At 34.7% G+C, this 22,367-nt stretch carries 16 protein-coding genes; 8 read left to right on the plus strand and 8 right to left on the minus strand.

Features of this window, described 5'->3' with window-relative positions; all coding sequences use genetic code 11:
• Positions 1–67 precede the first annotated feature (67 nt).
• Positions 68–1,222, minus strand: coding sequence for a PepSY-associated TM helix domain-containing protein (locus tag VB798_RS22455; RefSeq protein ID WP_323689489.1), 1,155 nt, complete (start codon positions 1,220–1,222; stop codon positions 68–70).
• Between the two features lie 20 nt (positions 1,223–1,242).
• Positions 1,243–3,609, minus strand: coding sequence for a TonB-dependent receptor (locus VB798_RS22460; protein ID WP_323689490.1), 2,367 nt, complete (start codon positions 3,607–3,609; stop codon positions 1,243–1,245).
• 424 nt (positions 3,610–4,033) lie between these two features.
• On the opposite strand from VB798_RS22460, the gene VB798_RS22465 reads away from it, so the two are divergent.
• From VB798_RS22465 to VB798_RS22490, 6 genes are all read left to right on the plus strand, one after another.
• Positions 4,034–6,091 carry a TonB-dependent receptor plug domain-containing protein gene (locus VB798_RS22465; protein ID WP_323689491.1) on the plus strand — a complete coding sequence of 686 codons (2,058 nt, stop codon included), beginning with the start codon at positions 4,034–4,036 and terminating at the stop codon, positions 6,089–6,091.
• Between the two features lie 178 nt (positions 6,092–6,269).
• Complete coding sequence (locus VB798_RS22470; protein WP_323689492.1) at positions 6,270–6,623, plus strand: hypothetical protein; 354 nt, start codon at positions 6,270–6,272, stop codon at positions 6,621–6,623.
• Between the two features lie 4 nt (positions 6,624–6,627).
• Positions 6,628–7,029, plus strand: a complete 402-nt coding sequence (locus VB798_RS22475) for a SpoIIAA family protein (RefSeq protein ID WP_323689493.1) — start codon at positions 6,628–6,630, stop codon at positions 7,027–7,029.
• A 10-nt stretch (positions 7,030–7,039) separates the two neighbouring features.
• The gene (locus VB798_RS22480) at positions 7,040–7,252 is read left to right on the plus strand and encodes a hypothetical protein (RefSeq protein ID WP_184134048.1); all 213 of its coding nucleotides are present in this window, start codon (positions 7,040–7,042) and stop codon (positions 7,250–7,252) included.
• Between the two features lie 67 nt (positions 7,253–7,319).
• Positions 7,320–7,937: an HmuY family protein gene (locus VB798_RS22485; RefSeq protein ID WP_323689494.1), complete on the plus strand. Its 618-nt coding sequence runs from the start codon at positions 7,320–7,322 to the stop codon at positions 7,935–7,937.
• Between the two features lie 176 nt (positions 7,938–8,113).
• Positions 8,114–8,446: a DUF6686 family protein gene (locus VB798_RS22490; protein ID WP_184134045.1), complete on the plus strand. Its 333-nt coding sequence runs from the start codon at positions 8,114–8,116 to the stop codon at positions 8,444–8,446.
• Positions 8,447–8,528: 82 nt separating this feature from the next.
• On the opposite strand, the gene VB798_RS22495 is transcribed toward VB798_RS22490, so the two are convergent.
• The 4 genes from VB798_RS22495 to VB798_RS22510 form a co-directional block, all read right to left on the minus strand.
• Complete coding sequence (locus tag VB798_RS22495) at positions 8,529–9,602, minus strand: phytase (RefSeq protein WP_323689495.1); 1,074 nt, start codon at positions 9,600–9,602, stop codon at positions 8,529–8,531.
• A gap of 170 nt (positions 9,603–9,772) precedes the next feature.
• Positions 9,773–11,023: a right-handed parallel beta-helix repeat-containing protein gene (locus VB798_RS22500; protein WP_323689496.1), complete on the minus strand. Its 1,251-nt coding sequence runs from the start codon at positions 11,021–11,023 to the stop codon at positions 9,773–9,775.
• Positions 11,024–11,045: 22 nt separating this feature from the next.
• Positions 11,046–13,802, minus strand: a complete 2,757-nt coding sequence (locus VB798_RS22505) for a TonB-dependent receptor (RefSeq protein WP_323689497.1) — start codon at positions 13,800–13,802, stop codon at positions 11,046–11,048.
• Positions 13,803–14,082: 280 nt separating this feature from the next.
• Positions 14,083–15,729, minus strand: coding sequence for a tetratricopeptide repeat protein (locus VB798_RS22510; protein ID WP_323689498.1), 1,647 nt, complete (start codon positions 15,727–15,729; stop codon positions 14,083–14,085).
• A 273-nt stretch (positions 15,730–16,002) separates the two neighbouring features.
• Between VB798_RS22510 and VB798_RS22515 the strand changes: the two genes are divergently transcribed.
• Positions 16,003–17,268: an alkaline phosphatase family protein gene (locus VB798_RS22515; protein ID WP_323689499.1), complete on the plus strand. Its 1,266-nt coding sequence runs from the start codon at positions 16,003–16,005 to the stop codon at positions 17,266–17,268.
• A gap of 112 nt (positions 17,269–17,380) precedes the next feature.
• On the opposite strand, the gene VB798_RS22520 is transcribed toward VB798_RS22515, so the two are convergent.
• Entirely contained in the window at positions 17,381–18,301 is a 921-nt protein-coding gene (locus VB798_RS22520; protein WP_323689500.1) for a ParB N-terminal domain-containing protein, read from the minus strand.
• 20 nt (positions 18,302–18,321) lie between these two features.
• Positions 18,322–19,269, minus strand: a complete 948-nt coding sequence (locus VB798_RS22525; protein WP_184134037.1) for a ParA family protein — start codon at positions 19,267–19,269, stop codon at positions 18,322–18,324.
• 1,203 nt (positions 19,270–20,472) lie between these two features.
• Between VB798_RS22525 and VB798_RS22530 the strand changes: the two genes are divergently transcribed.
• Positions 20,473–21,951: a replication initiation protein gene (locus VB798_RS22530; RefSeq protein ID WP_323689501.1), complete on the plus strand. Its 1,479-nt coding sequence runs from the start codon at positions 20,473–20,475 to the stop codon at positions 21,949–21,951.
• Positions 21,952–22,367: the final 416 nt, after the last annotated feature.

Here is a 22,367-nt window from a genome sequence, read left to right on the forward strand (position 1 = left end):
ATTTGGGGCGTTAATAGATTTTTAATAAACTTTACTTTGATAAACGATTCAAAACAAAACCACGCTTTTAGCTATATACTTTGCTACTGACAGTAGCTGTGGTTTGCTTTTTTCTTCTGCCCCACCAGATAAATACGCCTGAAACGGGTAAACTAGCTGCAACTAAACTCACTAAAAAGGCAAGTACTTTTCCAGCAAAACCAAAGATTGCCCCAACGTGAATATCATAATTCATTCTGATGACTTTGTCTGCTAATTTTGCTTCATGGAATCTGCCATAAAGATGATTTACCGATAATTCTTTCAAAGAATATTGGTCAAAGTATCGGTAATCTATTTTCCAATATGTTCCGATTTCAGTATTCACGTTGACGGCAATGGATGCTGAATCAGACTCTGGAATGTGTACTTCTATAGTTGTAGCATCTGGGTGTTCTACCAACATTTTCTGCCAAACCCTATCAATGGCTGGCGATTGTACCGTTACTGTTGTTTTCTGTTTTATATCTGAATAAGCTTCGGTAAATACCGTTGATTTCTCGCCACCTAAACGCCAATAAACAGAATTAGCAAACCATTGAAAGCCCCAAACTAAACCCGTTAAGGCAATTATTAAGACAATCCAAGCTGAGTAAAAACCCAAAACATTGTGCAAATCATAGTTTTTACGTTTCCATTTTGTAGTGTTTTTCCAGCGAAACCAGAAGCGTTGTTTGGCGGCACTTTCGTTTTTGGGCCACCACAAGATGATACCAGAAATCAGCATCACGACAAAAACCAAAGTTGAAATCGCAACCGTTGGCTGACCAATAGTTGGCGGAAGCCATAAGTAATAATGACCCATGAGTACGATTCTGAAAAAATCGCTGTCCATATCCTTTACTTTCAGCACTTCGCCTGTGTAAGGATTGAGGTAAGCAATGTAATAGTACGATGGTTCGTAATGAAAAAAAATAGCCTGAGCCGACTTTGTTTTTCCCGAATACATCACCGCATGAAGCTGTTTGTTTGGCAAAGCTTTTTTGGCAATTGCTTCTAACTTAGAAGGTTCCAAAAATGCTTTATTTTGAGCTTCCACAAAACGAAATGGCTGAGTAAGGTCTTGTATTTCCTCTTGAAAAGCGTATGAACAGCCTGTAATAGAAACAATAAACACCACAAGACCAGAAGCAAGCCCAAGCCAAAGGTGAATATTTCCTATGATTTTTTTAAAATTTTGCATACAATCTTACTAAAGATGGCTTAAAACTTATAATTAATACTCAATCTAGCATTACGCAAAGCCTCTGTTTGTGAATAATAATAATTGTTCCAAGCGTAATACGAACCTCCCGTTATTAGATAAGCATTGAAAAGGTTATTGACATTCAAGGCTATTCCAAATTTATCGAACTGATAAGATACCACTCCGTCAAAACGAGTATAGTTTGGCATTGAAGGATCAACATCTTTGTTGTAAGCTCCGTACCAATTACTTCTTCCTGCTAAATGTTGTACACCAAACGATAAACCCAACCCTTTTGCTTTTCCAGATTGAAAACGATAATTCAACCAAGTATTAAAAATATTTTTGTCAGTTCCTGGTACTTGTCTGCTTACTTGCGAGCCGTCTGTATCTTTCGTTACTTTTGCATCTGTTATCGCATAATTCATCGTGAGTTCTAAGCCCTCAAGAACTTGTCCTCTTACATCAAATTCTAAACCCTGTGTTTGTGTTTGTCCTAACTGAATAGAGAAATTCAAATGATTTGGGTCTTCTGTCAGTACATTGTTTTTCGTGATTTTATAGGCTGCAACTGATGCCATCCAACGACCGTTCAACCATTCTCTTTTTAGACCAATTTCTTTGTTGTCACCGATGATTGGGTCAAACTTCTTTCCTTCATAAGTACCGCCAGCTTGTGGGATAAAGGCTTTGTCATAAACTGCATACACGCTAGTACTTTTATCAATTGAATAACTCAAACCTACTCTTGGCGTAAATTTACTTACCCCAACTGTTCCAGAATAAGGGTCAGTATCATTCGTTGTTGTGTAACGACCTGCTAAAGTAAAACGGAGTTTATCATTCAGAAATCTTATTTCATCCTGAGCATAAAATGCCGTGTAGCTATTGTTATAATGTACTCCACGCTCACGAATATCTAAACTGCGGTCGAATTTTGGATAGTCTTTAGAAGCCACTTGCCCATAAACAGGATTATACACATTCAGATTGCCAATAACACCTGCTTGAGCCCAGTCATGATAATAGTTTTTATCTCCCATGTCAATTCCTGCCAAAATACGGTGCTTGATACTTCCTGTTTCTACATCACCATTTAAAAAGAATTGCCCGACTTTCGTTTCTCCTAAAATATCCCAAATAGAAGTCGTTCTTTTTAAAGTATCGCCACTAAAACCCGATGCCCAAAGGCTTTGTCCTACTTGGTCGTAATGCAAATACGCTAGTTGTCCCGTAAACTTCCAATTGGCATTAATGCTGTGCGAAAGCGTTAGGAACAAAGATTGGTCTTTGATTGTCGTTGGTTTTAAATTAGGTTCTAATGTGGTGAAATTATAAGGTAAATCGCTAATACCTTTTGCCGAAAAAGCATAAGCCGAACCAATTGCCGACATTTCAACGCCCTGATAAGTATATTCGGCTGTTAATGAAGTATTTGGATTAATTTGGTATTTAATTACAGGAGCTATCGAAACTCTATTATTGTATTCAAAATTACGATGAGTACCTTTCATTTGTCCCATTACGTTCAGACGATACAGTATTTTACCGTCTTTACTCAATTTTCCATCAAAATCTGCAGTACTGCGGTACGTTCCGAAGCTTCCGACCGTCATGCCAATTTCTGATTTAGTAATCCCTGTTGGTTTTTTAGTTACTACATTATAAAAACCACTTGGTTCACCACTGGCAAGCATAAATCCTGCTGGACCTTTTACGATTTCAATGCGTTCTACCATACTCATATCTTCCGTGAGTGGGCCCCATACTTCGGTTACGTTCATACCATTTCTGAAAGCGGCAATTCTTGAACCACGCATCACAATACGGGCGTAAGTTTCCCAATGTTCTGAACGTGACGCACCACTTACATTACGAGTAACGCCTTCGGACATATCAAAAATCTGTTGGTCTTTTAATGCTTGTGCCGTAACCACTTGAATATTTTGTGGAAGTTCCAATAATGGTGTTTTCAAACGAAGTGAAATAGAAGGATAATCCGTTACGTACTTACTTGGATTTGATACGACCACGACTTCTCTTAGTTGTTTACTATCTTCTGTTAAAGTAAAATTGATTTCTTTACTTTCTCCTGCCGCAAGTATTATGCTTTCTTTCTGTGCTTCTAGTCCTACAAAACTTGCTTGTACCGTATATTTTCCGGGTTTTATCTCAGTAATTTCATAAGCACCATTGACATCTGCAATAACGCCTTTGTTTGTTCCTTTCAACACGACATTTACAAATTCTGCTGCTTTTCCATCACTTGTAAATACTTTTCCTTTTACTGTTGCTGTATTCTGAGCAAAGGCAATCACACTATTTAAAAATATAACGCTACTGAAAACAATCTTTATGACCTGTTTTGATAACTGTTTTTTCATGATAATTTTTATAAGGATTAAAAAACTGTATTCGTCAATGTGGTTTTGACTCTGCAAATATTATACTTATTTAGACTAATTCAAAATAATTTCCGTTTTTATTTGGAATCTTTCTAAATAATCATTTACCTTTGTCATGCTTCTTTGGGAGACGAAAGAGTCAAGATGCAAGAGACAAGACGAATTGTGTGGACTTGAAGACTTTAGGACTCTAAGACACAAGAAGAAAAGAGAAAAGAAGTAATTGTTTATTCTTGAAATTTGAAACTTGAGGCATTTAAAGATAATTTCAATATTTTTCATCGAAACCTATTCAATCAATAAAATACTATTTAGAAAGCTGAGAACCGAAAAAAGGATGCTCATTATCAATAATCTTATGAAGGGGTTTATTTCCTTACTATTAATAATTTATACTTTAAACATGTTTGGACAACAGAAACATGTGGCAAATGATAGTTTAAAAACAAGTAATTTGAATGAAGTTGTTGTAACCGCTACTCGCAATGAAAGGGCTTTAAACGCTGTACCCATGCCTGTAACACTGATTGGGCAGAAACAGATTCGGGCAATGGGTTCATTGCGATTAAGTGAAGTGTTGGCAGAACAAACGGGACTTTTTATCGTGAATGATCACGGACAAGGCATTCAAATTCAAGGCTTTAATCCAGATTATACTTTAATACTCTTAGACGGTGAACCTTTAGTTGGGCGAACAGCGGGTACTTTAGAATTATCAAGATTGGCAGTTGCCAACATTAAACAGATTGAAATTGTAAAAGGTCCGTCTTCAAGTTTGTATGGTTCTGAAGCTTTGGCTGGCGTGGTCAATATTATTACTGAAAGACCCAACGGAACAAAAGGTTCTTTTTCAGCAAGATATGGAACGAATCAGACGAGTGATTTAGCTAGTAATTTAAGCATGAAAACGAAAAAATCAGGTTTCAATCTTTTCTTAAATCGTTATGCTTCTGGCGGTTATGATTTTACGCCTGAAACTTTCGGAGCAACGGTTTCGCCTTTTCAGAATTATACTATTACACCAAAGTTTACTCATGATTTTTCTAAAAATATTAGTTTGAATATTTCTACAAGGTATAATATTGAAAATCAACAAAGTAGCTTATTAGTTGGAAGTGACCAAATCACTGGAACGGGTTCTGTAAAAGATTGGAACATTAATCCAAGCCTGAGGATTGCCTTCAATCAAAACTTAAAAGCAGTTTTCAGATTTTATAATACGCATTACAAAACCAATTCTGAGCTTTTATATCAGAAAGACAATAACGTATATGATGCTACGTACTTTTCTCAAACCTTTCAAAGACCCGAAATTCAGGTGGATTATGCTTTAGGGGAAAAGCAATTTTTAACACTGGGCGTCGGTAAAATTTGGGAAAGTGTAGAAGCAACTCGATACGACGATACCAAAAGATTTGAAACCAATTATGGTTTCTTTCAATACGAAAATTTACTGGTGAATTCTCTAAACCTAACAGTTGGCGGTCGTTTTGACGCTCACTCCGCTTACAAAGCTCAGTTTAGCCCCAAAGTATCGGTGGCTTACGACTTATCTAAAAAGGTAAGGCTCAACGGCTCTGTTGGAGTGGGTTTCAAAGCACCAGATTTCCGACAATTGTATCTTAATTTCACCAATGCTGTGGCTGGTTATAGTGTGTTTGGTACGCAAGAAGTTGCTTATAATTTGGCTCGTTTACAAGCCGAAAATCAGATTTCAGAAGTACTTTTTGATGTTAATAGACTCGGAGAATTAAAAGCTGAAAGTTCACTTGCTTATAATTTTGGCGGAAAAGTTGATTTGGATAATGGTCTGAAAATCAAAGTAAATACTTTTAGAAATGATATTTCAAACTTGATTCAAACCCAAGCAGTTGCGCTAAAAACCAACGGACAAAGTGTTTTTAGCTACATGAATCTTACCAAAGCTTTTACACAAGGCATTGAATTGGATGCTAGTTATACCATTTCAAACCAACAATCGCCCATTACGCTGAGTGCGGGCTATCAGTTTCTGGAAGCAAAAGATAAAGAAGTGGTTGACAAAATTGAAAAAGGAGAACTGTTTAGAAGAGACCCTGAAACTTTAATTACCGAAAGAGTAAAAGCATCTGATTATGAAGGACTTTTCAATCGTTCACGTCATTCAGCTAATTTTAAAGTATTCTACGAAAATACAAAAAATGGATTAACAGCCTCATTAAGAGGAATTTATAGAAGTAGATACGGTTTTGCTGATTATAATGGAAATGGGATTGCTGATGTTGACAATGAATTTGTAAAAGGCTATGTTACTTGGAATATTTCAGCCAGTAAAACCTTTAAAGAACAATTCAGAGTACAGGCTGGGATTGATAATGCACTTGGTTATACAAACACTAAAAACATTCCAAATTTGGCAGGAAGGCTCATTTGGTTAAGCGTAGGAATAAACCTTGAAAAACACAAGATTACAGAACAATAGTAGTGGATTCTGATTGTGGGAAGACTTAGAATTCACAAGAATAAGTAAATGACTACAATTTTATCATAGTCATTTCTAATCGATTTCGTTTTATTTTTTCTTTTCGTTCACATGGTACAAAAACAGTCTTGGCTTATCAAGGCTGTTTTTAAAAAGCTTTCTACTAAACTTTATCAAGATGAAAGAGACACAACAAAAACATATCATTTTAATCGAAACAGATAATGCCAGCGCTTGGCAATGCAAGTGTTGTAATGAAATACAAATTCAATTTAAAAACACATTGATGACTTTTGAATGGCTTTCCATGATTCGTTTTTTGAAAAAATTAAATGAAGCACCTCATGCAGAAAAATTTTATGTCATAGAATTGTGCAATTTAAGAGATATTCCATCAATACAAACAGATGTATTTTCATCAGGAATTTGTTTAAGTAATGCCGAAATGAAAGAGTTTTTATTTGTATTACACACAGCCTGTGAAAGAATTGATTTAGACTTGATTTTCAGAAATACACTTCATAACAACTAAGCCAATGGTGCAGATTGAAACGCATTTTAAATGCCCTGTTTTTTCAATGAAAATCAGTGGAAAAACAACTCAGGAAGATACCAGAAGCTATTTATCAGAAATGAGTAAGTTGATTGGTAAAAATGAAAACTTCGGTTTACTCTTCGATTATCCAGAAGGAAATCTTTGTCGTGAAAGGGGTGTCATCAAACTAGAAACTACTTGGTTTAAACATTATCGTAGAGAGTTTTCAAAACAGTGTTTTGGCATTGCAATCGTTACAAAATCATTTTTCATGGCAAACGTCTATCACCATATTGTACAATATTTAGCCAAACGTACTTATGGCTGTCCTGTAAATATTTTTGAAACTCGCTCCGATGCTCAAAGATGGTTAATGGACTTGTATTTAACTCCTAAACAATAAAATCAATCAGATGGAAACATTAGTGTTTAAAACAAACATTGCCTCTCCTATTGGCATACAAGCCATTTGGGACGCACTCAAGTCAATCGGAATTAGCAATTTCAACATTGATTTTCACGATGTGAACAAGATTTTAAAAATTGTATCTGAACAATTTACACCTTGTGAAAAAATTATCAATGCTCTTGCAGGCTTAGGTTACCAATGCGAGAAAATATCTTAACATCAAATTAAACAGCTTTGGGCTAAAGGCTCAAAGCTTTCATTATCATACAATTAACTCACACACAATGAATTCTTTTCAAAAATTTACCTTATCAACCTTAGTAATTAGTACACTTTTTTCTGCTTGCAAAAAAGACGATGACGTTGTAGTACAACCTGTAAAATCTGAAACAGTAAAAGATCTACCCGCTGACCCAACCACTTCTGTGGGAGCAAACGGACAGCCAACTGGCACAGGAAAATACACTTTTTTTAGTTTTAAAAATGGTATCGTAGCCAGTACAGACTCTGCAAGTTTGAAATGGGACATTGGTTTTAAGGCAACGACAATCATCACAAATGGTGGAACTTCGGGTAGCGGACAAGCAGGTGCCGTAGTCCTAAACGGCATTTTTAATGAAATTACTGAAGTACCTGCATCGGCAACTTTTGCACAAGACTCAAAAACAGCATTCGCTATTCCGACAGGCTCTGGAAATGGCTGGTATAGCTATGCAAATGGCATTATTTCGCCAACTGCAGGAAAAGTAATTTTAATCAAAACGGCGGAAGGGAAATACGCAAAAGTAGAAATTTTGAGCTATTACAAAGGTGCGCCAACAACGCCAGCTGCCACCGATGCTGCTCGTTATTATACTTTCAGATATGTGTATCAACCTGAAACGAGTACAAAGTTTAACTGATCATATTGAATCGCTCAATGAGAGAGTAAAAGACATCACTCTCTTGCATAAACTGCCACTGCTTTGCGGTGGTAGTTTTTCTTAAATTTCGGATGTTGAATATCGGAAATTTAAGATTCAATACTGCGTCTTCAACAATTTTCTTAGCTCAAAACTTCTTGCTAAAAGCTATTTTTATGGAAAATTCACACGATTTCAATACACTAACCGAAAATGAAAACGGTTATATTGGCTATTGTCCATGTTGCAGGAAGTACAACCTTGCATACAAAAATTCCTTATTCATTCTCAATGAATTTGAGTTCGGTGCTTTTCAAGAAATGTTAGAAAATAGAGTTGGCATTCTTGATTTTTGGACTTCACACGGCAAAGAATTCATGATGCGAACGCCCTTGAAAAATTATTATATTTTGTGGAAAGAGAGCGAAATTGACGAAGTATTGGAAATGATGGAAGAGATTGCTTTGTTGGTAGAAGCTCATAGAGTTGTCAATATCAATAAAAACTAAACTTTTAAGTGCTGAATTTGGAGTGTAGCATGACGAGTGAAACTTATTTGTTATTCATCACTCCACACTCCAAACTCAACATTTATTTCAGTTCTTTTCCTGCAATGTCTTCCCATTTGTAGAAATGGAAAGTACGGTCGTCGCTCATGGCGATGAATAGTCCTTTCTTGAAAGTACTGTTTAAAGGCACAGAAACCACTTCTGAGCCATCACTTTGTACGGCTTTTACTTTCACCACTTTCAATAATGGATGCTCGTTTGGATTTTGAGCTGTTCCCTCACGACTAAAAATATGAAACTGGTTCGCTCCTTGGTCTGAAACCAAAATGTATCCTGTCTTTTTTGAAGTCTGATAAATAGAAATTCCTTCATGGTCTTCTGTAAAACCTGTAGTAGCAAACAAAGCCAATTCTTGATTTCCTTTTGAAGGTTCAGCAAAATACTTTCTTACACCAACGCCTTCGTCAGAATAATAGATATAACCCAATTCGTCATCAACAGCAATGGATTCTATTTCTTTTTTGCCACTGTAAGCTCCAAATTTTCTAACTAAAGTAGCTTTTACTTGTCCTGTTCCATCATCTTCTAAAAGATATTGCCAAAGATAAGTACCATCAGTTGGACCAGATTTTCTTCCGACAATAGCATAAATTTTCCCTGTTTTATTTTTGTACAATGCAATACCCATCAAATCACGAAACTCCGCTCCTGTTTCATTTTCAAAAACTTCAATGCCGCCATTGTCAACGGGTTTCATATCGGGCAAAGTGTAAATTCTAAGCTTATGCGTAAAACGTTCTGTTGTTACCGCAATGTCTGTAGCTTTATTATTGAGTATTAAGCCATACTCAATATCCACATTATCAGGCCTTTTCAGGTTACGAACTACTTTATCTTCTTGAATTTTTCCTTGTAAATCATACACATACAAAGCTCCGTCAATATCTTTATCTGTGCCGATGATAAGGCTTTTACTGACATCTTGTGGGTTAATCCAAACCGCAGGGTCGTCGGTATCGTGTTTTACAGGTTCAGTGATAAAAGTAGGCTGAATAATCTGTTGTTCGCTGTTATTAGTTTTTGTTTGAACTGCCACTTGTTTACAAGCAGTAAGCGAAAAGCCAAGCAAAAAAATGCTTAAAAACCGTTGGTTCATTATCTATCTCTTTTTTAATTGTGAGTTAGATATTGAGTGAATTAGTGAGTTGTGATTGAGTGATTAAAAATTAATCACTCATCAAAAATTCAATCATTGTTATTTGTTTGATTTTTATTTTATCAATCACTAATTCACTCAATCACAACTCACTCAATCACAATTCAAAACTATTTAGCTCCAAAAGCACCAATATATGAAGCTGGTTCTGGTGATTTGTAGGTTTGTCCATTTATCGAAAGACCTTCTTTGAAATTTCTGCTAAAAGTAGTAATTCCTTTGTTCAAAGCTGGCGAACCAGTAGCCAAGTGGAAATCCCAAGTAGTTGAGAAGTCAGCATTTGATTGACTCGTACTTACTGGATAATTCACAAATTTAGGGTCATTATCGCCTGCTTTATTGCTAATAATATCGTTTGTTCCAGTTATGATTTCAGTACTTGGTTGGAATTGAGTTGCTCCTTCTTGAGAATACGAATAATACAAAGAATTACTTGCCTTAGAACGACTATCTTCTGGTTTTTTCACATCTCTTTTAATACCAAAACGACAGTTTGCCATTAAATTATTGTACAATTCTGCACGCACACTTGCTTCTACCCAAATAGAACCGCCTTTAATCGTTGGTCTTCTCCAACCTGTGTTTACAATCGTATTATTGTAAGCCACCACATAAGCTTGCGGAGTACGGTCGCCAGAATTTGATAATTTCAAGGCATTTGTATTGGTGCTGTAAATCAAATTATAAGCAACATCAGCCACACAACCCGATTTAATATTGATGCCTTCGCCGCCGCTTTCGCCTGTTGTATGAAAAATATTATTGGTAAAAATGATACTTCCCCCTTCTAAATAAGTACAGTCATCATGCCAGAAACGAACTGTTGAGTTTTGCATCACCAATTTCCCTGCTGTGTTAGAAAACCAGATTGCTGGGTCGAATTCACCACTAACGGCTTTGTATAAACCTTGCTTTACAGAAGTTGAAGATTCTGTCGTTACTGCTCCGCCATATTCTAAAATTGCATTACTGATAACTAATTCCGAACAAGTTTTTGAAGCTAAAATTCCGCCCCATAATTTACCAAATTTGTTTTTGGTAATTCTTGCACTTTCTGGAACGGTCAATTTTACTGGACTTGCTGTACTTCCTAATACATACAAATTACCGTTTACGATGATTTCTGGCTTAGTCGTTGTATCCATTACTACGGTTACGCCTTCTTCAATCGTCAAACTTTTTCCTGCTGGAATAATGATGTCCGTTTTTACTTGAATGATAGAACCTTTTGTCCAAGTTCCTGATACTTCGCCTGTTACCGATTGTTCTACGACTGGCGTTGTCGTGTTATCGTCTTTGCTACACGCAGCGAACAAGGTCATCAATAAAAAGATGCCCACAAACATTTTTGAATTTTTCATGATAAGGATTTAATTTTTTGTTTTAGTATTTGAATTTTATGCCGATTAGATAACTCCTTTGGTAAAAATCTTCCCGAATCAAAGTTTTGCCATTACTGTTTGCTTGGTCTGGAATATTATTGTTTACGGGATTGGTATTTTTGATGAAAACTCGCATCGGTGTATTCAATAAATTGTTGGCTTTGGCGAAAATCACCCAACGGTCATTCAGCTTTTTTTCTACCGAAAAATCCATCTGAATAAAGGCTTCTTGCCATAAATCATTATCTAAAAACTGCGAAACGGTATTGATACGCTCGCCTGTGTACGAAGCCGCTAACTGGGCATCCCAACCTGTTTTATTATTTTTATAGAGTAAAGAAAAATTTCCGATATGTTCTGACTGTCCGTACAAAGGACGAGTTTGATTGACAGCTATTGAACTCAAATTTCCTGCACTATCACGCACTCTGATATTCTTTTTGGTGGTAATTGAAGAATGGGTATAAGTATAATTCGCTTTGATTCCGAAGTTTCTGAAGTACTTGATAGCATCCAATTCAAACCCATAATTATTGGCATTTCCAAAATTTCCGGGTGTGTAAAATACATCTTGTCCACGAGTTTCATCTACTTGCAAAGTGTATTCAATCGGATTTTTGATTGCTTTATAAAAAATCCCAGCCATTACTTGGTCTGAAGGATTTGGAAAGTACTCGTATCGCAAATCAACATTATCTGCTACGGCACGCTGTAAATCTGGATTTCCTCTTTCTTGAAATTCTTCGTTCACTACTTTTCCCGGTACAATTTCAAAAAAACCTGGGCGATTGATGGAACGGAAATAAGAAGTACGCAAATTTTGAGCATTGCTTAAGCTATGTTTGATATTCAAACTTGGTAAAAAATCTGTATAAACCTGATTGCCCGAAGGACGAAGTTCTCCCAATGGAAACAGCATTTGATAACCTTGGTCTGTATTTTCTACCCGAAGTCCACCGATAATTTGCGTAGCTTTCGTATTCAATTTTGCCATTAAATAACCTGCAGCAATTTTTTCAGTAGCATCATAATTCAGAGCAGAAGCCACCGTTCCTCTTGGATTTTGAACGGTAAAATTTACTTCGTCGTAGCTATTAAAATCTTTTCCGTAAACCGCCAAAAGATTGGTTGGCTGTAAGATGTAATTATTATAGAAATTACTTCTGTGCTTATCTCGATACAATACTCCAGTACTGATTTCCAATGGATTAGCTTTCCAAGCACTTAAATAAGTAAGATTCAAATAAGTCGCTAAATCTCGGTCGTCGTTATGTTCCCAGCGTCGGCTACTTTGTTGTGGATAGATTTTTGTTTCTACAAAATTTTCTCTTTTACCCAATACGCTGAAACTGGTATTATCAGGCATTTGATTTGAAGCCGTAGAATACACCGCCGACCAATTGAATTTTAATTTGTCGTTTAATTGATGCGTTCCTTGCAAAGTACTGTTGAAAATTTGTTGTTGCGTTACTCTTGAACGAATGCTGAAGGTTAAGCCTGCATTTCCTTTTTCAGGGTCGTAGCCCCCCGAAGAGTATTCTGTGGTTTTGGTATCACGCAATTGTTCATTCAGCAAATTCATGTAAGCGTTGTACCACTGAATTTTATTGTTTTCGTTCAAACGAAAATCAATTTTAGCGTGCAATCCCAAACGCTCCTGACGCTCAGAATATTGGCGCTCTGATAAACTGGTAATTCTTGATGTTTTTTCGGTGTCATAAACCGTTGAAGAATAGAATTTGCTATTACTTCCACGATAAGTATTTTGAAAACTTCCTGCTAAAATTACACCCAAACGATTTTGTAGAAAACGGTTTCCAATAGATAAACCGCCAACAATATTTGGAATAGGTTTTTTAGTTTGAAGTGTTAGTGTTCCTTTCGGGAAATCTTTTGCTGTGGAAGAGTATGTACTTCCGTTCAATTCATAAGGCGACAATTGCTGAATTTGACTGGCATCAAAACTTGTAAAACCACGATTCATAAATAATTCGTTGTAACCGCCAGCCAAATTTCCTTTGATTTCCAACTGATTCGGGGCATCTTTCATCACCATATTTACCACACCTCCAACGGCATCGCCTTCTAAATCAGGCGTTAAGGTTTTAAATACTTCTAATCGCCCTAATAATTCTGAAGGAAAAATATCTAAAGGAACATAACGATACTTGTTGTCTGGACTTGGAATTTTGATACCATTCACCAAAGTATAATTGTAACGTTTGTCCATCCCTCGCAAAATGGCATATTGTCCATCGCCATTACTGTTTCGTTCAATAGAAACGCCCGATACTCTTTGTATTAAATTCGCAACCGTTAAATCTGGTGAAATTTCAATCGCTCTTCCCGAAACAATATTCATCAACTGATTGGCTTTTCGTTCAGAAAAACGAGCTGAATTTTCGGTTGATTTATCCGTACTGGCTCTTACGACAACTTCATTCAAGGATTGTTTAACATCTGGTTCTAAATTAAAGCTTAGAAAAACATCTTCTTTGCCAATACTTATTTCTCTAGTAATCGTTTGATAAGCTACATAACTAATTTTCACTTGATATTTCCCTGCTGGAAGATGCTTAATACTGAAAGAACCATCTAAACCAGTAGCATCATAAAAGCCTTTTTTATCCAATCTGATATTTGCTCCAATTAATGGTTCGCCCGTTTCTTTGTCGATTACTTTCCCGCTTAATGTTCCTGAAAAAGCTGCGAAGGAAGTAAGGATAAAAAAACTAATCAGGCTGTAAATTCTGTTCATGTTTTCTTTGTATTGTTTTTATTTCGCTTACTGGCACTTTACTTGTCAGAGAAATAAAAATTATTTGCACTCATTTTTTTGATGAAGCAAAGGTGCAAATACAATCAGAACAGAAACAAATTTCGAGCGTTACAAAAAGGCAACAGCGTTACAAAGCACATAAACAAGAAGGCAACAAGGGAAACAAAAATAATGCAATTAACTGATTATCAGTAGTATAAAAATTTATATTCGCTACATTATCAAATTATTACCGTTACATTTCCGAATCGTTAAGTACTTATAAAGCTTGAATAAATGCCGAAAGACTATCGCCTTGAGCAAGGTTTAATTTCTTTCTCAATCGGTATCGAACTACTCGTAAACTATCTTGTGAGATGCCCAACAACGAAGAAATATCCGCAGAATTTAGATTCATTTTTAGCAGTGCAATCAATCGTAAATCGTTCGCAGTAAGATTCTCTGAACTAGCCTTTAGTTTATCAAAAAAGCTTTGATGTACTTGTTCAAAAATTCCTCTGAATTCTTCCCAATACTGGTCATGATTAAAACTTTGGTTGATTTCCTGCATGATTTGTCGAAGCTGACGTTTAGGATCTCGGCGGTCGTCTTTAATCATTTCTTCTAATCGGTGATAGAGTTTTTCAAGCAATTGATTTTTCTGAATAACGTGTAACGTGTGCGAACTCAATTCTTTTGATTTGATTTCCAAAAGATTTTTTAGGTTTTCTTCCTCCAGTACTTTGTTGCGTAAATCGACTTCCATCAAAGCTTTTTGCGTTTCATAAACATGGTTTCTTTCTTCATTCAAAAATCGTTCACTCTTAATTTTCAACCGCTGGCGACTGATAATTACTGTGGCTAAAGCTGCCAACAAAATCGTAACGATTCCAATCGCTAAACCAATGATTTGATTCGTCTTTCTCGCATTATTAAGTTGTTCTATCTCATTATTCTTTTTGGTAATATCGTACATTACTTGTAGCAAAGCCAATTGCTTATTGCTGTTTTCATCATAAATATCCAAGGCTGTTTTTCGGCTTAATTCTAAATAATGAAAAGCACTGTCGTTTCGTCCCATCAAATTATAGGCTTTCGCAATGTCTCGATAAGCTCCCGATAATTGATAGGTTTCTTTAGAATCTAGGGCTAAATCCAAAGCTTTTTTTGAATATATTAAACCTTCATTTAGCTTTCCTGTTTTTCTCAAAACATCGCCTAAATTATTCAAAACCTCAATTTGAGCAATTTGATTCTTTGTTTTTTGATTGATTGTAAAAGATTGCTGATAATAAAAATAAGCGGAATCGTAACGAGCTAAATCTTCATAAATACTTCCAATGTTTTCATAAATCTTAGACATTCCCTGTCGATTATTGATTTTTTGATAATGACTCATCGCTTGTCGCTGATAGGTAAAAGCACTATCGTACTTCTGTTGTTTTTCGTACAGTTGCCCGATTTTGCCCAAAGTATTTGCCATGCCCAAATCGTTATGAGTACTTTTATAAATAGCAAAAGCTTCGTCATAATGTTGACGAGCAAGATTTCGCTGACGATTATAATAATACAAAACGCCTAAATCGTTTAGATTTTCTGCCAATAAATCCTTCTTTTGATTCGCCTTAAATATTTTACTTGCTTGTAAATGGAAATCCAAAGCCTGTGGATAATGCCCAAAATGGTAACAGATTTGTCCCATTTGCTGTAAGTAAATGCCAGCTTGGACAATATCTTTTTGTTCGTTGGCTTTATTATATTTTTCTTTCAAAAGCCGAAAAGTAGCATCTGGATTATGAGAGAATAATCCAATATTTTCATTCTCTTCTTGTTTAAGCGACTGCGAAAAAAGGTTGGGAAGAAAAAGAATGATTAGCAAAAAGCTTTTCAGAAAACGAAACAAGGAGTAATGTTTGAAGTAATTCATAAGGAGTATCGAATAAAGATTCTTTCAAATTTCCACTTGATACTTCTCATAATTTGTACGCCACACAGAAGTTTAACAAATATTTAATGTAATGATGATGTCCTTAGCCTTTTTAAATTTGACTTTTGTGCCGATTTGATGAAGGAAAAGAATAGAATAAAACAAGTTTTTGATTTTTGACTAATTATGGGCTAAATTGCTTTTAGAGATTTTACAAATCATCAATTCACTTCAACAAATTTTAAAGCCTATCAATTTTTGATAGTATTTCAAATGAAAAAATCAACAAAACTATTCTTCTTCGTTCTTTCATATTTGTGCTTGTTTAGTGGCTTTTCTCAGGATTTAACACAGCAAATCATTCCTAACCGTACAAATAGCCAAGAACAGCAACAAAAACCTTATGTTATTTTAATTTCGGCAGATGGTTTTAGAGCAGATTTTACAGATAAATATCAGGCAAAAAATCTTCGTAAATTAAGTAATGATGGCGTAACGGCTTCGTTCATGCTTCCGTCTTTCCCTTCGCTTACTTTCCCGAATCATTATAGCATTGTTACAGGAATGTATCCATCGCATCATGGTTTGGTTGATAATTCATTTTATGATGCTCAACGCCAAGAAAATTATGGAATGAGCAATAAAAAAGCCGTTGCCGACGGCTCTTGGTATGGCGGAACGCCACTTTGGGTTTTAGCAGAAAAACAGCAAATGCTCAGTGCCAGCTTTTACTGGGTAGCTTCTGAAAGTAATATTCAAGGTACTTTGCCTACTTATTATTACAATTACAACGAGAAAATTGATATTGATACTCGTATCCAAACCGTAAAAAATTGGTTGCAATTGCCAGAAGATAAACGCCCGCATATTATTACTTTCTATTTTCCAGAAGTAGATCACGAAGCGCATACTTATGGTCCAGACTCAAAAGAAACCGAAGAAGCCGTACATTTTGTCGATAAAAGTGTTGGGAAACTCGTTGCTACGGTAGATTCTCTTCATTTACCAGTAAACTTCGTTTTCGTTTCTGATCACGGAATGACAAAAGTTGAGAACGAACATCCAATGCTTTTACCTACAGCAATTGACCCCGCTAAATTCATCATTCCTCGTGGCGATGCTTTGTTACAGCTTTATGCAAAAGATAAAAAGGATATTTTGCCAACTTACAAAGCTTTGAAAAAAGAGGCAAAAGATTTTGATGTGTATTTGAAGAAAAATATTCCAAGTCGTTGGCATTATGCCAAAAAAGACGACAAGTATAATCGTATTGGTGATATTTTACTTGTGCCTCATTTACCAAAAGTATTTGGCATTACAGGAAAATCAACTACTCCAGGCAAACACGGTTTCGACCCTGCTTTGGAAGATATGCACGCCACATTTTTTGCTTGGGGACCAGCTTTTAAAGCACAAACAAAAATTGATGGTTTTGAAAACGTAAATATTTACCCAATGATTAGCAAAATACTTGACTTGAAATACGAACACAAAATAGACGGTAAACTGAAAGTTTTAGACGGAATTTTAAAGAAGTAAAACGAAAAAGCTCAGATGGTCAAAATGTCCATTTGAGCTTTTTTTAATAATCGGCGATTTCTATCTGGTCAATTATTTTTCCTAATGGACATTTTGACCATCTGACAAATACCTAGTTTAATATCAATTTGAATTCTTGTAAAGCGATTTCAACAGCTTCAAAAGCTTCAATACTTCTGGTTTGATAAGCTTCATTAATCGTACTTAATACTTTGTTATATTTTTCTTGAGCAATGTCGATTTGATTATTCTCAGTACTTTTCTCTTTTGTTACTTGTTGTAAAATCTCATCTACTTTTTCAATATCATCAATCGACTGGTTTTCTTCATTCGATTTTGCTAGTAACTGAATCTTATTTTTGTCAACTTTCTTCTTACCCGAAAGTACTTCATTACGAAGTGTTGGCGTTAGTTTTTCTAATCCTTCTGCAAAAGCAGCATCTCTCCTAATCGTTTTTTCTCCAACGTTATATTCTTTCGCTAATCTTTCCGCAGTAGTGATTTTAGGCTCTTTTTCCAAATGGACATTTTGACCATTTGAGTCTATTTCTTCTTTTTTGCCTTGTAAATTACCAATAACATCGTTTTTCTCAGTGTTATAGCGCAATCCACGTAAATACGACACCTGTTGTGCATTCAGGTTTCTTCGTCCCAATTGCAAATCAATCATGTGTTCTTTTACTTCTTTAAAAGAATTAAACGACAATAATTGAACATTGAAAGTAATTCCAAATTCCTTGCAAATTCCGTAGCGATTATGCCCGTCAATTAACACATAAGCTGGTTCGAATTCGCTTCCTAAGCCAATAATATCTTTGGTGGTTTCCCAAAGTAACAAAGGGTCTTTACAGCCATTTGCCAATAAATTTGCTTTTAGTTGCGCCAATTCAGAGTCCAACAGTGGCGGAATAAAGCTTTTTAATTCTTCAAGAACAGTAATATTCTGTTTAATCGACTCCAAAGGCGAAAAACTACTATTTGTGATAGCTACTCTTGCTTTCTCTGCAATCGACATTTTGATGTTCTTTGCCATTTTCTAAAATGTTAATTGGTTTAAAATAATGATAAGTATTCGTCACAAAATTCTTCGTAGCATTTTGCCGCTTCTGAATCTTTATCAAACGTTCTGATAGGAATTTGCTCAATTTGCGCTTTCTGAAAAGCAATTAAATGTTTAATTTCTTTATCAAATACTTTGGTATGTGGGAAAATACTTCTCACAGTCTCTTTTATGCCATCGTGAACGGTATTTTTTCTAACCATCGTAAACACAATGCCATCCACTTGCAAAGCTGGATTAAATATCTGACGTGCTTCCGAAATACGTTCTAATAAAGTATTTAAGCCTTTTAAAGCCGACATTTCAGGCAAAAGAGTAATCAAACAACTATTCGAAGCCTGCATCGCACTCATTGTAAGAATATTCAATGACGGTGGGCAGTCAATCAATATGAAATCATAATTCTGACTCAATCTTGCAATCAGTATTTTCAAACGTTGCTCTCCTCCTACTTTATTCACCAATTCTGTTTCAGCTTTTGCTAATTCAATATCAGAGGGCGCAATGTCCAGATTTTCGCCAATATTATAGATTGGTAAATCGGCTAATTTTACCAAACTTGTATATACTTGTTGCTCATCACGAATCTGTACATCAAAAATTTGGCTTAGATTTCCCTGAGGGTCTAAATCAATAATCAATACTTTAAAGCCTTTTTTAGCAATTGCTTCACCCAAATATCCCGTTGTAGTAGTTTTGCCCACTCCACCTTTGTGATTGATTACCGAAACAACTCTAGCCTTTTCATACAAATCAATTGAAAACCCATAAGAAGTAACCACAGGCAAAAGTAACTCTAAATGTTTTTCACTTAAGTTACGTTCTCCTTTCAATGCTTTGGCTAAAGTATCCTTCGCAAGTCCAGCTTCTCTTTCCAATGTCGCCACTGAAATTGCATTTCTTCTTCTGAGAAACCTCAATAATAATTCTTGAGTCAACATTTATATAATGATTTGAAATGAAAATATTATCAAATGTACTGTTTTTGCATGATATATTATGCGATGTAATCAAAAAAGCATAAAATTTCATACATGAATTACGTTATAAGTTCTTTTAAAAAAGACAAAGAAAAAAGAATCACTCTCTCAAATCTTTTTCTTTTTTGAGAGAGGCTTTTTTAATATATTTTTAAAAGAGTTTTTTAATATATTTTTTAGCACCTCTGTAACTAATTGAAAAACAATATCTTATATCATATTTTGGCAACAAATTGTAGGTGGTTTGGCAACAAATTGTAGGTAATTAAGCAACAAATTGTAGGTGATAGGCAACAAGTTGTAGGTAATTAAGCAACAAAATGTAGGTGGTAGGCAACAAATTGTAGGTATTAAGCAACAAAATGTAGGTTGTTGTTGATTATGAATAAAATCAATATTCTTTAAGTTGATGATTTATAGATATTTATAAAATCATTAGGCAACAAAATGTAGGTGTGAGTACAAATTACTAGAAAAAAACTTGGAAATGTCGATAATCTTCTCGCTTTGAAGTATTAGGCAACAAATTGTAGGTAAAAGCTCTTTTTTTAGTTTTTAAAATTACTTTCAAAAATGTGTTTTTCCTTCCTCTTTCCTTATCCATTTTGTTTATAAAGCTTCAAGTAAAATGATACATCTTTTCTATTAATTAGGCAACAAATTGTAGGTTGTTTTTGGGGGCTTTATAGACTTCTTTTTTCTTGAATTAAGCAACAAATTGTAGGTAAAAATAAGAAATATGTCTTGTTTACTATTTCTACCACATCTTCTGCTTCTTTTTCGACTAATTAAGCAACAAATTGTAGGTAAAACAGATATACGCTAGTCTATATACTTCCTTTATGATAATCTAACATTAATTCTTAGGTATTTCAACCAATTTCATGGTTTAAAAAGATATATTTTCCATTCAATATCTTAATTATGCAACAAATTGTAGGTATTCTTATGAAATATAGGCTTTTCGTCCTGATTAAATCATATTTTATTAGGCAACAAAATGTAGGTGAACGATTAGTTAAAGGCAATTGTCAGATGATAATCTTTGTTTTTAGGTGTTAAAATAACAATCAAATGATTCTGTAAAAAAATGGATTACTTTGGAAACATTTTTTTGTAAAGTTGCCAAAAGAAATTAGTTTTGTATAGGTAACCAATATGCAGATGAAAAATGAATTAGAACCAAGCTTGAGTATTGAATTATTTCAGAATAATCCAGATTATCTGATTTTCAATAATCCATTAGCCAATCCAAAATTCATTAGAAGAATTTCTAAGAATGAATCGGTTTCGGTAGATGATATTTATACCAGAAAACTATTCATTGAAATAGCTTCTCGTCTAAAGCCCTCACATTTATTCGGAATGGAGCAAAACGAAAGTGTTTGTTTTACCATTCATATTAAAGACTTTTTAGAAAGAATAGGAGTAACTCACAAAAAGGGCTATAATTATTTGATAGAAAGTGCTGAAATGCTTCAAACTACTTTATTAAAGTGGCGTGAAGGAAAATTGGAAGTAAGTACGACCATTATTTCCCAAATGATTCATGACGAAGGTTCTGGGAAAATACAGCTTTTCATTGTGCGAGATTTAGCTCAAAAGATTCTGGAAGTAAACGAAAGAGAAAACTTCAGTTTCTTAAAAGAGAATTTCTTTAGATTACAGAACAGCCAATCAATTAAATTGTATCCATTCTTCAAGTCTTGGTTAAACAAAGGCTTTTATGAAATAGACATTGAACGCTTCAAAATTCAATTTGAATATAATACCAGCGGATACTTGAAATTCTCTAATCTTGAGAAAAGAGTACTCATTCCAGCCATTGAAGAAATCAATGATAAAACAGACATCTTTATTACTTATCAAAAGAAAGGAACGAACCTTGATAAATTACGCCCGAAAATCACAGGATTATTGTTTTTCATTAAGTTAAAAAAGAAAGCCTCATCAACAGGCGACGACGATGCTTTTAGAATGATTGAATTCAAAAGGTTCTCAGAAATGACAGAACCCTTGAAACAAGAAGAACAGCCCGATAATAATACATATTTATATACACTCTTCAAGAAAATCAATTTAGTAGAGAAGCCAGAAGTAAATACCATAGAAATAGAAATAGATACGTATGTTGAAAAAAATGGGAGAGAAGTAGTAGAAGATTGTTTCAATGCTTTAATAGATAAAAAAGTAGTAGTACGAAGTATGGCATACTTTAGTACGAAAAATTTGTTCGAGCAGCATCAAGGCTACACCAAACAGAAAAAAAAGAAAGTAGAAGAGAAAAAACAGAAGATTAAACAGGAAGCAGAAAAAGCAAATAAACAAGAAGAGTTTAAAAGACTTGTAATTCTATTTAAAGAAGCAGAACTAAATTACTTTGAAAGAAGATATGATGCTTTGAACGATAACGATAAGCTTACCTTAATAAATGAAATGCAAGAAGCAGGCCGAAATAGTGAATGGTATTTTAGTGCGGACAAGCAACCCACTCAAATTGCCAAACAGCACATGGGCATGATTTTCTCCTTAAGAGATTTATATAATCCATATAACCGCCTTGAAAAATTCCAATATTGGATGAGTAAAGAAGGAAGAGAGGTAGAAATATCTGATGATATGATACAATTACTAAATTATTAGGCTGTTATTCATCAGCATGGTCGTAAATATCCAAGTTACTTTCAAAAAGTAGCTTGGATATTTTAGTTTTATGTAGAGTTGATTTAATTCTTTCAAAAACCCAATATGTTTATTTTTTGTATTTTTATAATTATTTCAATTGTGAAAAATTGAGTAGTTTTCGTCATTACTTTTTAATCGTTTTTTATTGAAAATATTTTTCATTTTAACTTATTGATAAACAGAGTATTTGCGAAAACTTTTAAAAAAAGTTGATTTTTTTTGGTGTGGAGTCATTGTATTTACAAATAAAGCTTGCATCTTTGCACTCCCAAACGACGCCAACGGGCTGAGGGAATAAGGGGAGATAGAGTAATTAGGAAGATAATTGCTAGCTAAATTTGGTAAGATTAAGAGATTAATTGAGCTGAGTTAAA

Origin of the sequence: Arcicella lustrica (assembly GCF_034930985.1) — a bacterium.
GTDB lineage: Bacteria > Bacteroidota > Bacteroidia > Cytophagales > Spirosomataceae > Arcicella > Arcicella lustrica.

What these genes read in the sequence shown, in the direction of transcription:
- VB798_RS22455 (WP_323689489.1), bottom strand. Translation starts at nt 1,222, where the DNA reads ATGCAAAATTTTAAAAAAATCATAGGAAATATTCACCTTTGGCTTGGG.
- VB798_RS22460 (WP_323689490.1), bottom strand. Translation starts at nt 3,609, where the DNA reads ATGAAAAAACAGTTATCAAAACAGGTCATAAAGATTGTTTTCAGTAGC.
- VB798_RS22465 (WP_323689491.1), top strand. Translation starts at nt 4,034, where the DNA reads ATGTTTGGACAACAGAAACATGTGGCAAATGATAGTTTAAAAACAAGT.
- VB798_RS22470 (WP_323689492.1), top strand. Translation starts at nt 6,270, where the DNA reads ATGAAAGAGACACAACAAAAACATATCATTTTAATCGAAACAGATAAT.
- VB798_RS22475 (WP_323689493.1), top strand. Translation starts at nt 6,628, where the DNA reads ATGGTGCAGATTGAAACGCATTTTAAATGCCCTGTTTTTTCAATGAAA.
- VB798_RS22480 (WP_184134048.1), top strand. Translation starts at nt 7,040, where the DNA reads ATGGAAACATTAGTGTTTAAAACAAACATTGCCTCTCCTATTGGCATA.
- VB798_RS22485 (WP_323689494.1), top strand. Translation starts at nt 7,320, where the DNA reads ATGAATTCTTTTCAAAAATTTACCTTATCAACCTTAGTAATTAGTACA.
- VB798_RS22490 (WP_184134045.1), top strand. Translation starts at nt 8,114, where the DNA reads ATGGAAAATTCACACGATTTCAATACACTAACCGAAAATGAAAACGGT.
- VB798_RS22495 (WP_323689495.1), bottom strand. Translation starts at nt 9,602, where the DNA reads ATGAACCAACGGTTTTTAAGCATTTTTTTGCTTGGCTTTTCGCTTACT.
- VB798_RS22500 (WP_323689496.1), bottom strand. Translation starts at nt 11,023, where the DNA reads ATGAAAAATTCAAAAATGTTTGTGGGCATCTTTTTATTGATGACCTTG.
- VB798_RS22505 (WP_323689497.1), bottom strand. Translation starts at nt 13,802, where the DNA reads ATGAACAGAATTTACAGCCTGATTAGTTTTTTTATCCTTACTTCCTTC.
- VB798_RS22510 (WP_323689498.1), bottom strand. Translation starts at nt 15,729, where the DNA reads ATGAATTACTTCAAACATTACTCCTTGTTTCGTTTTCTGAAAAGCTTT.
- VB798_RS22515 (WP_323689499.1), top strand. Translation starts at nt 16,003, where the DNA reads ATGAAAAAATCAACAAAACTATTCTTCTTCGTTCTTTCATATTTGTGC.
- VB798_RS22520 (WP_323689500.1), bottom strand. Translation starts at nt 18,301, where the DNA reads ATGGCAAAGAACATCAAAATGTCGATTGCAGAGAAAGCAAGAGTAGCT.
- VB798_RS22525 (WP_184134037.1), bottom strand. Translation starts at nt 19,269, where the DNA reads ATGTTGACTCAAGAATTATTATTGAGGTTTCTCAGAAGAAGAAATGCA.
- VB798_RS22530 (WP_323689501.1), top strand. Translation starts at nt 20,473, where the DNA reads ATGAAAAATGAATTAGAACCAAGCTTGAGTATTGAATTATTTCAGAAT.